Source organism: Sodalis sp. RH16, assembly GCF_047324245.1.
In the GTDB taxonomy this organism is placed as follows: Bacteria; Pseudomonadota; Gammaproteobacteria; order Enterobacterales; family Enterobacteriaceae; genus Acerihabitans; species Acerihabitans ligni.
Genome location: NZ_CP178737.1, coordinates 5072984 through 5085181 on the forward strand (window position 1 = coordinate 5072984; position 12198 = coordinate 5085181).

Sequence of the window (12198 nt, forward strand, 5' to 3'; positions counted from 1 at the left end):
GCCCCACTGAAAAACCGCTTCCCAAATTTTTTTTTCACGTTAAAATCCTCTGCGAAATCCATTTAATACAGAATATAAACCCATTTCTATTTTATTATTTGGTTATTTATATTACTTGTTCATGTTTTTTTTCTCTTGGAGTTGTCGCTAAGATGCCGGGACCAAATCCAGGAAAGTCAAACGGATGAATGTGAACATTGTAAGAAAGACGCTGACATTAGGGCGCGTTCACATTAGCCACGTTCGGTCTCAATTCCCTAAAGGAGTGGCTGGAAACGCAGCTTCAGCGCTGGTAGACCGAGATAAATGATATCTAGTCCATTAGATTTTATCATGTGAAAGTACGAGCCTGTTTCGGCTTGAGTCATTACAATTAAGGCATTGCCGCCAGACGTGTATATCGCAGGTCATGGGTTCGCGGACATAGCGATGGCGGAGGCCGTGAAGAGCGACGCTGTGAAGGCAGGCGTTGTGAGGAGAGCAGCATGATAAGCGTTTTCGACATGTTCAAAATCGGCATCGGGCCGTCCAGTTCCCATACTGTGGGGCCAATGAAGGCCGGTAAACAATTCGCTGACGATCTGGCTGCCAAACAGCTTCTGGGAAGTGTCACCCGGGTGGCTGTTGAGGTCTATGGCTCGCTTTCGCTGACGGGTAAAGGCCACCATACGGACAGCGCCATCATTCTCGGCCTGGCGGGCAACCGGCCGGATACGGTGGATATCGACGCGGCGCCGGCGTTCATTCGCGATGTTGAGCAGCGTCAGCGCTTGCTGTTGGGCGGCACTCATGAAGTGGATTTCCCGCGCCGGGGCGGCATGATTTTTCACAACGACTGTATGCCGCTCCATGAAAACGCCCTGCGGATTCTCGCTTATGCCGGCGAGGAATGTATTTACAGCCAGACCTACTACTCGGTTGGCGGGGGATTTATCGTTGACGAGGCCCACTTCGGCCAGCCGGTGCTTGATATCATCAGCGTGCCCCACCCGTTCGATAGCGCCCAACTGCTGCTGGAACAGTGCAAAAGCACCGGCCTCTCTTTATCCGGTCTGGTCATGCAAAACGAGTTGGCGCTGCACAGCCGCGAGGAAATCGGTGATTATTTTGCCGCTGTCTGGCAAACCATGCGCGCCTGTATCGACCGCGGACTGAATACCGAAGGGGTGTTGCCCGGTCCGCTGCGGGTACCGCGCCGGGCCGCGGCCTTACGACGCATGCTGGTGTCGTCGGATAAACATTCCAACGACCCCATGGTGGTAATTGACTGGGTGAATATGTTCGCCCTGGCGGTGAACGAAGAGAATGCCGCCGGCGGCCGGGTCGTTACCGCCCCCACCAACGGTGCCTGCGGCATTGTGCCGGCGGTTCTGGCCTATTACGATCATTTTATCGAGCCGGTGACGCCGGAAATACACCAGCGCTATTTTATGGCCTGCGGCGCGATCGGTATTCTCTATAAGCTGAACGCCTCGATTTCCGGCGCCGAAGTCGGCTGCCAGGGAGAAGTGGGCGTGGCCTGCTCCATGGCGGCGGCCGGCCTGACCGAATTGATGGGCGGCAGCCCGGAGCAGGTATGCGTGGCGGCGGAAATCGGCATGGAGCATAACCTGGGGTTGACCTGCGATCCCGTGGCCGGGCAGGTTCAGGTGCCATGCATCGAACGCAACGCCATCGCCTCGGTGAAGGCCATCAATGCGTCGCGCATGGCCTTGCGGCGTACCAGCGCTCCCCGTGTATCGCTGGATAAAGTCATTGAAACCATGTATGAAACCGGCAAGGATATGAACGCCAAATACCGGGAAACCTCCCGCGGCGGTTTGGCAATCAAGGTCCAGTGCGACTGATTGCGTCGAGAAGAAGACCCAATGGGTCTGGGTCTATTCTTCCTCCGAACCGGGCAATGGCGCGATACGTTCAATCTTCACCAGTTCAATGCGGTATTCCAGCATCTGCATGATGGTAAAGCGCCATGGTCCTATAATGATTACTTCCCCAACGGTGGGCATCTGATCCCGCTCGTGCAGCAGCATGCCCGCCAGTGACGCCATATTATGATGCGTAACCAAGTCATCGCCGAGAGCCTGCTGCAGGGCATGCAAATCGGTGCCGCCTTTTACCAGCCAGCCATCTTCCTGCGCCACGATATCCGGCGTTTCATCTTCGTCGGGAAACTCGCCGGCAATGGCTTCCAGCACATCCAGCGGCGTCACCAGCCCCTGAATCACGCCGAACTCATTGGTCACCACCACCAGGCTGCCTTTAGCCCGGCGGAGCACCCCCAGCAGATTGAGCACATCCAGGGTTTCCGGCACCACGATAGCCGGGTTTTGCGCGGCGTAGGCGCTGATATCCTCGCCGTTATCCAGCGCCACCAACAGATCCTTGGCGCGGACTACTCCCAGAAGCTGGTTAAGTTCCCCGTCGCATACCGGGAACATGCTATGGGGGGTGGACAGCAATGTGGCCCGTAATTCCTCCACCGAGCGCCGGCAATCCACCCAGGATATTTCATTACGGGGCGTCATCACGCTGCGCAAGGAGCGGGAAGAGAGCGACAGAACGCCGGTTATCATATAGCGCTCCTCGTCCACAAAGGGTTTAGGACTATCTGCCGTTTCCTCTGAGTTCTCGCGCCGGGTCCGGTCCCCACCCATCAGTCTGAAAATCGCCTCGGCGGTACGTTCCCGTATCGGCAACCGAGACTGATTTTTCATAAAATTATGCCGGGCAATCTGATTGAACATCTCGATAAGCACCGAGAAACCAATGGCGGCATACAGATATCCTTTCGGAATATGAAAGCCGAACCCTTCCGCAATCAGGCTTAACCCTATCATCAGCAGAAAACTTAAGCACAGCACCACGACAGTGGGATGGGCGTTCACAAACCGGGTCAGGGCTTTGGAAGCCAGCAGCATAATGCCCATGGCAACAACCACGGCGGTCATCATTACCGGCAGGTTGTTGACCATCCCCACCGCGGTAATAACCGCATCCAGGGAGAATACCGCGTCCAGAATCACAATCTGCGCCACTACCGACCAAAACCCGGCATAATTCCGATTGGCGCCGCCGTGTTCCTGATTTTCCAGCCGCTCGTGCAGTTCCACCGTGGCCTTGAACAGCAAAAAAAGGCCGCCTGTCAACAAAATCAGATCCCGGCCGGAAAATTCAAACATTGCCACCGAAATCAACGGACGGGTCAAGGTTACCATCCACGAGATAAGCGACAGCAATGCCAAACGCATCAGCAGCGCCAGTCCTAGGCCAATCAACCGCGCTTTGTCACGCCTTTTCGGCGGCAATTTTTCAGCCAATATGGCGATGAACACCAGATTATCGATGCCGAGCACGATTTCCAGCAGAATAAGGGTCAGCAAACCGACCCAGAGAGTGGGATCCATCAGCAAGTCCATGGTGAACTCCGCAACGATAGCCGGGTTACGGGAAGCGCCGGGAGCAGAAACGGCAAACCGGCGCGCCGGGAGAGGAACAACACGCATTCGCCCGATGCCGGGGAAATAGAGAGAAACGGGGTGGTGGCACGATTCGGCAAGGCCGATAAATCAACATCAACGTTAAACGTTTTTCGGTGACAGTCCATAGGGGGGGCTGCGGCCCTTCGCTCCTAACAAATATGTAAATTTTACTTTAACAGGGATGTTGGAAAAGGCATAAAACTTTTTGTCTAAAAGATGTCATCACCCTCGTCTACACTGCTTTGTGCGATGATTCGTTTTCTCATGCACAAATAACTGAGCGCCGTCACAATTTTTATTTTTTTACACACTAAAATAAATCGCGTTTAACCGCTATTGAATCGGTTATCTACCTGAATCAATTCATTCTAAATGGCGGACATCAAACAGGGTGGCTTGGTACCCTGGCTAAGAAGTATAACCACCGACAAATTTGCTTTTCATCACAGCGGGTGGCTTTACTGCTTAACCCAATTTGTTAACAGAGGAGGTATCCAGTGAGTATTGCTATCGTAATTGGCACTCACGGGTCAGCGGCCGAACAACTACTTAAAACGGCTGAAATGATATTGGGCGCACAGAGCAACGTCGCCTGGATTGATTTTGTTCCCGGGGAAAACGCTGAGACATTGATTGAAAAATATACGGCAAAGTTAGCACATCTAGATACCAAGGAAGGAGTCCTGTTTCTGGTGGATACCTGGGGAGGCAGTCCGTTCAATGCCGCCAGCCGTATCGTCGTAGATAAAGAAAACTACGAAGTTATTACCGGCGTCAATATCCCCATGCTCGCCGAAACCTTTATGGCGCGTGATGATAACCCTGCCTTTGGGGAGTTGGTAAAGATTGCATTGGAAACCGGACGTGCCGGCGTGAAGGCTTTGAAAGCGCCGGAACTGAACGTAGAAACACCGGTGGCATCCCCTGCCCCGAGACAGGCCGCAGCGGCGCCGGTCCATCCGTCCGCCGGCGGACATATGACCATCGCCCTGGCGCGTATCGACGATCGGCTGATTCACGGTCAAGTCGCCACTCGCTGGACGAAGGAGACCAATGTCAAACGTATCATCGTTATCAGCGACGAGGTTGCCGCCGATACCGTGCGCAGGACCTTGTTAACCCAGGTGGCGCCTCCAGGGGTAACCGCCCATGTGGTTGATGTGGCAAAGGCTATTCGTGTTTATGAAAACCCGAACTATGCAAAAGACCGCGTGATGCTCTTGTTCACCAATCCCACCGATGTGCTGCGTGTGGTTGAAGGCGGAGTAAAAATCACGTCGGTCAATATCGGCGGTATGGCCTTCCGTCAAGGCAAAACCCAGGTCAACGGCGCGATTTCCGTGAGCGATGAAGATATTGCCGCATTCCACAAGCTGAATGATTTAGGGATCGAACTGGAAGCCCGTAAGGTTTCATCAGATAACCCATTAAAAGTTATGGATTTAATCACCAAACTCGGTAAATAAATTTTCGCCGTGAAAAACTAACAATCAAGAGCGTATGTATTTCAAAGAAATAATTTACCGCTCTCTTACGTTTGTCTGAGGAGAAGTACAATGGAGATCACCACGCTTCAAATTGTGCTGATTTTTATCATAGCTTGTATAGCTGGTATGGAGTCGGTGCTGGATGAGTTTCAGTTTCACCGGCCATTGGTGGCCTGTACCTTAATCGGTCTGGTACTGGGAGATATGAAAACCGGTATCATCATCGGCGGTACGTTGGAAATGATTGCGCTGGGCTGGATGAATATCGGGGCCGCCCTGGCGCCGGACGCCGCCTTGGCGTCCATCATCTCCACCATTCTGGTGGTGGCCGGTAACCAAAGCGTCGGCGCGGGTATTGCCCTGGCGATACCGCTGGCCGCTGCCGGGCAGGTACTGACCATTATCGTTCGTACCTTGACCGTGGCATTCCAGCATGCATCCGACAGCGCTGCCGAACGCGGCAATCTCACCGCGCTGAGCTGGCTGCACGTTACGGCCCTACTGTTGCAGGCCATGCGCGTTGCCATCCCGGCGGTTATCGTTGCCGTTTCCGTGGGTACCGATGCAGTACACGCCATGCTGAGCTCGATCCCGGCGGTTGTCACCAACGGTTTGAGTATCGCCGGCGGCATGATCGTAGTAGTAGGTTACGCAATGGTGGTGAATATGATGCGTGCCGGCTACCTGATGCCTTTCTTTTTCCTGGGTTTTGTTACCGCGGCCTTTACCAACTTCAACCTGGTCGCCCTTGGCGTCATCGGTGTGGTTATGGCCATCTTCTATATCCAGTTGAGCCCGAAATACAGTCATCCCCAGGGCGGACAGGGTACGCCGGCACAGGGCGTTAACGATCTTGATAATGAACTTGATTAAAAGGTGAGAGAAATGGTCGATACAACTGGTCAAAAGAAATTGACTCCCGGGGATATACGCGGGGTATTTTACCGCTCGAACCTTTTCCAGGGATCGTGGAACTTCGAACGTATGCAGGCCCTGGGCTTCTGCTTTGCAATGGTTCCGGTAATACGGCGTCTTTATCCGGAAAACAACGAAGATAGAAAACAGGCAATCCGTCGTCATTTGGAATTTTTCAACACCCATCCTTATGTGGCGGCACCCGTACTGGGCGTTACCCTGGCGATGGAAGAGCAGCGGGCCAACGGCGCGCCTATCGACGACGCGGCCATCAACGGCCTGAAAGTCGGCCTGATGGGACCGCTGGCCGGGGTGGGCGACCCGATTTTCTGGGGTACCGTCCGTCCGGTATTCGCGGCCTTGGGCGCGGGTATCGCCATGAGCGGCAGCCTGTTGGGGCCGTTGCTGTTCTTTGTGCTGTTCAACTTTGTCCGTCTGCTGGTGCGCTACTACGGTGTCGCCTACGGCTATCGTAAAGGCGTGGATATCGTTAACGACATGGGCGGCGGCTTCCTGCAAAAACTGACGGAGGGGGCGTCCATTCTCGGGCTGTTTGTCATGGGGGCCTTGGTAAATAAATGGACCCATGTCAATATACCCTTTGTCGTGTCGCGTATTACCAACCAGAACGGTCAAACGACGGTTACCACAATACAAACCATTCTGGATCAGTTAATGCCCGGTCTGGTGCCGCTATTGCTGACCTTCGGGTGTATGTGGCTGTTGCGCCGCAAGGTTAATGCCTTGTGGATTATCATCGGCTTCTTCGCTATCGGCATCTTCGGTTATTGGATTGGCCTGTTGGGCCTGTAATCCGCATTATCTAAAACCGGGGTTTGACCCCGGTTTTTTTATGGCAATTTTTGGAGGAAAGATGTCTGTCACCGATATCGGCTTAATGGTAATAATCGCCTTGGCGCTGCTGTTTGCTATTTACGATGAATTTATTGTTGACTACTTTCTTAAAGGCAAAACCCGGCTGAAAATCGGTTTACATCGTCTGAACCGCGTTGATGCCCTGATTTTTATCGGCCTGGTGTGTATTCTGATCTATCAAAATATCACCTCGAACGGTACGGTTTTTACCACAACCCTGCTATTAGTCCTAGTACTCATGGCCTGTTATCTGGCCTATATCCGCCGGCCAAAAATAATTTTCAAGGCGGACGGTTTTTTTTACGCAAATTTTTTTATTAAATATGACCGTATAAAAAACATGAACTTATCGGAAGATGGTTTTTTGGTGATCGGCCTGGAAAAACGCCGTCTGCTGATAAAGGTAAAACAGTTGGATGACCTGGAAACCATATACAATTTCTTTATGACGAACAATTAACAAAAAATTAACATAAAACATGCGGAAAAATTATTTCTAATAAATAAATCATAGTAATTTTGTATTTTGACTATAAAAGATCCTTAGGTATACTGACTTAGTGAATATCCTTCAATTCCCTCATTTTAGTGAAAATAATTATCGATTACATTCCATAATCCCCCTCTTTTTTTGTAGTTGTTTTGTCGTTAATTATTATGTTAAGGTTGGCCCGTCATTAGGGAGTAGCCGGTTTCCGTCGTCAGTGCGGGAATGTCCGTATCAACATACTCGTTTGTTTTAAACGTGGTGCGGACGACCAGGATGGTTGGCGAGACTATAGACACGACGAACCATCGTAAGGTTGGGAGATGGGGAAGCGTGGATATTGGCTCCCAGCCGAGGTTATGGTATGAACCTTTCCGCAACATTGATTCTTGCCTTCGGCATGTCCATGGATGCCTTCGCCGCATCCATTGGTAAAGGCGCTACCCTTCATAAACCCCCCTTGCGCGAAGCGCTGCGAACCGGCCTTATTTTCGGCACCATCGAAGCCATTACCCCGTTAATCGGCTGGTCGCTGGGTTTACTCGCCAGCCATTATATTATGGAGTGGGATCACTGGGTCGCCTTCGTCCTGCTAGCCTGTCTGGGCGTTCGTATGATGATGAGCGGTTTCGGTAAACAAGCGGAGGCAAAACCCCCTATAGGCCATCACAGCCTCAAGGTGCTGGTGTTCACCGCCATCGCCACCAGCCTGGATGCGCTGGCGATTGGCGTCGGTCTGGCCTTCCTGGAAGTCAATATTCTCCATACGGCGATGATCATTGGCCTGGCTACCATGCTCATGGCCACGCTGGGTATGCTGCTGGGCCGCTTTATCGGGCCGATTCTGGGCAAAAAAGCGGAAATCATCGGCGGCGTCATTCTGATAGGCATCGGCTGTAATATCCTTTACGCCCATATCGGCCCAGCGCTCATGGCCCGCTTTTAATCACTCTTCCCGCCGCCAGGCGCGGAGAATAAAATCCGTTTCACAGGTAAATTCTTCCAGGGCGGTTAATGCCGCCACCACATCCGGCGTCGCCCGCCAGGCAAACGGCGTCATTTGCAACAGCGCGGCCGCCGCTTCACCGGGTAATGCCAGTTCAAAACGCAGCCGCTCTTCGGCCAGCGGGGCAAAGCCGGGAAAATGCTCGTCTTTCAGCGGATGCAGCATGACCTCGGAATAGATTCGCGCCTTGAGCTGCAGGAGGTGTCTTGGTCCGGGCGCCACCGTTACCACGATGCCGCCCGGTTTCAGTACGCGATACATCTCGGCGGGATTACAAGGCGCATAAATGCGCAGAATGCCGTCGAGGGAAGCGTCGAGAAAAGGCAAGCGCTGGCTGGACGCGACGCAAAACCGTACCTCGGGATAGCGCTTTGCCGCGGCGCGCACCGCGTTCTTGGCAATATCCAGTCCGTAGACCCGGCCCGTACGGGCCGCCACGGCCGCTGCCAGCGCCGAGGTGTAATAGCCCTCTCCGCAGCCGATATCCAGCCAGCGGACGTACCGGTCCGGCTGCAGGCGGTTTATCAACGCGATGACGCCATCGCGCATCCGCCGGTAATGGCCTGCATCGAGAAAGGTCCGGCGGGCCTGCATCATCCCCCGGTCATCGCCGGGCTCCCGGCTGCGTTTGAATTGCACCGGCAGCAGATTTACATACCCTTCCCGCGCGCGGTCAAAACGGTGCCGTCCTTCGCAGGCCCAATAACCCTCGGCGGGCAACAGCGGCAGACGACACAGCGGGCATTGGTAAATAGACATAGGGCATTCCGTAGGGGGCGACAATTAGGCAAGCATATTACCTTAAAACCTGGCCGGGATGGTCATTTTACCGGTCCCGGCCAGGCACGGCCGGCCGGCACTAAGCCGGCGCACGGGGCTGCGCGCGACTCAGCGGCGGTAAGACCGGTCATGAGGGATGATTATCGGTCTTCGAGGCCACCACGATGCGATTATTGTCTTCCGGCAGAGCATCAGGTTCTACGTTCATGGTGCGCAAGACCTCGGACATAATGGTACTGAATACCGGCGCGGAGACCGCACCGCCATAATATTTCCCCCCCTGGGGGTTATTGATAACCACCACCAGGGCAAATCTCGGACGGCTGGCCGGCGCGATACCGGCGGTATAGGCAATATATTTATCAATATACTGTCCGTCAGGCCCGATTTTTTTGGCGGTACCGGTTTTAACCGCCACCCGGTAACCGCGCACCGCCGCCTTGATGCCGCCGCCGCCGGGCAACGCGACGCTTTCCATCATATGTTTAACCTCATGCACCAGCCCCTCTTCCATCACGCGCTGTCCCACGACCGGCGGATCGATGCGGGTAATGGATAGCGGCCGGTAGATGCCGTCGCTGGCGATGGTGGCATACACACGGGCAAGCTGCACCGGCGTCACCATTAAGCCGTAGCCAAAGGAGAAGGTGGCCCGGTCCAGCTCGCTCCAGCGCTGCCGGTGCGGCATCAAGCCGCTGCTTTCCCCGGTTAGGCCCAGATCGGTGGGTTGTCCGAGGCCGAACGCCAGATAGGTCTTCAACAGGGCGGTGATGGGCATGGCCAAGGCCATACGGGATACGCCGACGTCGCTGGACTTTTGCAATATGCCGGTGAGGGTCAATTGGGGATAGAACGCCACGTCGCGGATCAGATGGCCGCTAAGCGTGTAGGGATGGGTATCCAGCAGGCTGTCCGGTTTAACAATGCCCTGTTTTAAGGCGGTCATGACCACCATGGGTTTTACCGTCGAACCGGGTTCAAAAATATCGCTGATGGCTCGATTACGAAAATCATCTTCCTGGGCGCCGGTTCGGTTGTTGGGATTAAAGGTAGGATAATTGGCCAGGGCCAGGATTTCGCCGGTATTCACATCCACCAGCACCGAGGCGCCGGAATCCGCCTTGTTGAATGCCACGGCGTTGCTTAAGGCTTCCTCCGTAATACGCTGCAAGCGCAGGTCGATGCTTAGCGCCACATTATGCGCCGGGGAACTGTCGGTTGAGGAAAGCGTCTCTACCACCCGGCCGAAACGATCCTTACGTACCACCCGCTGCCCCGCCACGCCCGTCAACAGGCGATTAAAGCTTTTTTCGACCCCTTCGATACCCTGATCGTCGATATTGGTAAAGCCAACCAGGTTAGCCGCCGTCTCTCCCGCCGGATAAAACCGGCGGGATTCATCCTTGCAATAAATCCCCGGCAGTTTTAATTGTTTGACGTAATCCGCCACGTTGGGTTCTATTTGGCGACCCAGATAGATAAAGCGCATATGGGGATCGTGGTTAATGCGCTCCGCCAGTTCGTTGAACGGCATATTCACGGTTTGCGCCAGGGCCTGCCAGCGGGATGAGTTCTCCACGCCGCCTTTTTGCGCCACTTCATAGGGATCGGCCCAGACCGCGTCCACCGGTACGCTTACCGCCAGCGGCTGCCCGTTGCGATCGGTTATCATGCCGCGGGGAATAGGCGTTTGCTCAACCCGCAACGATCGCATGTTCTCCTGGGCCACCAGATTATCCGGTTTGATTACCTGCAGCCAGGCTATGCGCATTAACAGCACCGCCAGGATGAGCGTGATGCCGACACACATTAAGCCAAAACGCCACTGGATAAAATTCTGCTTGCCCTGCCCCGAATTATTTTTCACATTGTTCTCGCGTCGCCATCCCATTGACTGAAAGCATTAAACCCTAACTTTCGGAGCTATATCGTCAAAACAATGCTACAAGACATGCTTTTTTGCAACAAAGCGCGAATTTTATCTTAATGCCGGCCTGGATGCTTTTTTGTCACTGGCCGGCGCGTTGAAAAAAGCTAAAATGGTCTCATCCTTTTCAATGCAAGAGCCTTTCTTAACATTATGACAGTTTACTCCCGCCTGATACAGAACGTTGCGGGCGTACGTCACGGCTTTGGTGACGCCGCCACGCTATTGCCGGTCCCATTGCAGCCCTGGCTGGACACCGCTCCGGTTAAAAAACAGGTACACGGCATCGATATTCGCCGGGTCTACCGGCCGGCGGAGCCGTGCGGAGAGGCGGACGGATTGATCACATCCACCCCAGGCATACTGCTGCATGTGCTCACCGCCGATTGTCTGCCTATTCTTTTTTGCCGCCGCGACGGTAAAAGTATCGGCGTGGTGCATGCCGGCTGGCGTGGATTGCTGGCAGGGATCGTGGAAGCCTTTGCCGCGCAGTTGGCTTATCCCGACGGTCCGGCTAACTGGGTTGCGGCCATTGGCCCGGCGGCCGGACCTTGTTGTTATGAAGTCAGTGAAAGCCTGGTGGAGGATTTCCTGCAGCAATTAGCCATACCGGCGAATATTGTTCGGCCCAGGCCGCTGCATCTGGATTTGGCCGCCATTGCGCGCCATAAATTACAGGTTCTGGGATTTCAGGGGGTAGACGTGCTGCGCCAATGCACTATCTGCGGCACCGCCGCCGCCGGAGGCCACCGCTACACCAGCTACCGGCGATTTTGCCGCCAGCGGGCAATAGATCCCGCTTACCCTTCCATCAGTGGACGCAATCAGCATTCAGGGCTGGTGATTACCGGAAAATAACATCTGCGAAGGCCGGACACGCAAGCATTTGTCGAATAGGGGCAGGCAATAACAGGATAGAATTTTGGAAATGGAACACCCTGCCAGTTCAGTACTGGCAGGGGGGATTACATGTTATCCATCAATCAAATGATTGACTGTCACCGAAGCAACGCGGATTACAGGGCAGTTACGTTAACTGCTGAAGGGCCTTTTTGGCCATCCTGGATTTCGAATTCTACGTTCTGGCCTTCGGCCAGAGTTTTGAAGCCGTTACCCTGAATAGCGGAGAAGTGTACAAACACATCTTTGCTGCCATCGGCCGGAGTGATGAAACCAAAACCTTTAGACTCGTTGAACCACTTCACTTGACCTTTGATCTTTGCCATCTTGCATATTTC

General features: G+C 54.0%; 11 protein-coding genes. 7 read left to right on the plus strand and 4 right to left on the minus strand.

Features of this window, described 5'->3' with window-relative positions:
• The first annotated feature begins 485 nt into the window (after window positions 1–485).
• Window positions 486–1847: an L-serine ammonia-lyase gene (locus ACL2XJ_RS23115; protein ID WP_413724603.1), complete on the plus strand. Its 1362-nt coding sequence runs from the start codon at window positions 486–488 to the stop codon at window positions 1845–1847.
• A gap of 33 nt (window positions 1848–1880) precedes the next feature.
• Here the strand turns inward: ACL2XJ_RS23115 and ACL2XJ_RS23120 are convergent, their stop codons facing one another.
• On the minus strand, window positions 1881–3419 hold the full coding sequence (locus ACL2XJ_RS23120) for a TerC family protein (protein ID WP_413726950.1): 1539 nt from the start codon (window positions 3417–3419) through the stop codon (window positions 1881–1883).
• A 560-nt stretch (window positions 3420–3979) separates the two neighbouring features.
• On the opposite strand from ACL2XJ_RS23120, the gene manX reads away from it, so the two are divergent.
• From manX to mntP, 5 genes are all read left to right on the plus strand, one after another.
• Window positions 3980–4948 (plus strand): PTS mannose transporter subunit IIAB, encoded by a 969-nt coding sequence (manX, locus tag ACL2XJ_RS23125; RefSeq protein ID WP_413724604.1) that lies wholly within the window; start codon window positions 3980–3982, stop codon window positions 4946–4948.
• A gap of 90 nt (window positions 4949–5038) precedes the next feature.
• Entirely contained in the window at window positions 5039–5842 is an 804-nt protein-coding gene (locus tag ACL2XJ_RS23130; protein WP_413724605.1) for a PTS mannose/fructose/sorbose transporter subunit IIC, read from the plus strand.
• A 12-nt stretch (window positions 5843–5854) separates the two neighbouring features.
• Entirely contained in the window at window positions 5855–6697 is an 843-nt protein-coding gene (locus ACL2XJ_RS23135; protein WP_132921329.1) for a PTS mannose transporter subunit IID, read from the plus strand.
• 61 nt (window positions 6698–6758) lie between these two features.
• Window positions 6759–7220: a DUF986 family protein gene (locus ACL2XJ_RS23140; RefSeq protein WP_413724606.1), complete on the plus strand. Its 462-nt coding sequence runs from the start codon at window positions 6759–6761 to the stop codon at window positions 7218–7220.
• 391 nt (window positions 7221–7611) lie between these two features.
• Window positions 7612–8193: a manganese efflux pump MntP gene (gene mntP, locus ACL2XJ_RS23145; RefSeq protein WP_132921327.1), complete on the plus strand. Its 582-nt coding sequence runs from the start codon at window positions 7612–7614 to the stop codon at window positions 8191–8193.
• Here the strand turns inward: mntP and rlmA are convergent, their stop codons facing one another.
• Window positions 8194–9012 carry a 23S rRNA (guanine(745)-N(1))-methyltransferase gene (gene rlmA, locus ACL2XJ_RS23150; protein WP_413724607.1) on the minus strand — a complete coding sequence of 273 codons (819 nt, stop codon included), beginning with the start codon at window positions 9010–9012 and terminating at the stop codon, window positions 8194–8196. It lies immediately after the preceding gene.
• A 148-nt stretch (window positions 9013–9160) separates the two neighbouring features.
• Window positions 9161–10924, minus strand: a complete 1764-nt coding sequence (ftsI, locus tag ACL2XJ_RS23155) for a peptidoglycan glycosyltransferase FtsI (protein ID WP_132921325.1) — start codon at window positions 10922–10924, stop codon at window positions 9161–9163.
• Window positions 10925–11113: 189 nt separating this feature from the next.
• On the opposite strand from ftsI, the gene ACL2XJ_RS23160 reads away from it, so the two are divergent.
• Window positions 11114–11818, plus strand: coding sequence for a polyphenol oxidase family protein (locus tag ACL2XJ_RS23160; RefSeq protein WP_413724608.1), 705 nt, complete (start codon window positions 11114–11116; stop codon window positions 11816–11818).
• Window positions 11819–11976: 158 nt separating this feature from the next.
• Here ACL2XJ_RS23160 and cspE read toward each other — a convergent pair whose 3' ends face one another.
• Entirely contained in the window at window positions 11977–12186 is a 210-nt protein-coding gene (cspE, locus tag ACL2XJ_RS23165) for a transcription antiterminator/RNA stability regulator CspE (protein WP_005968829.1), read from the minus strand.
• Window positions 12187–12198 lie beyond the last annotated feature (12 nt).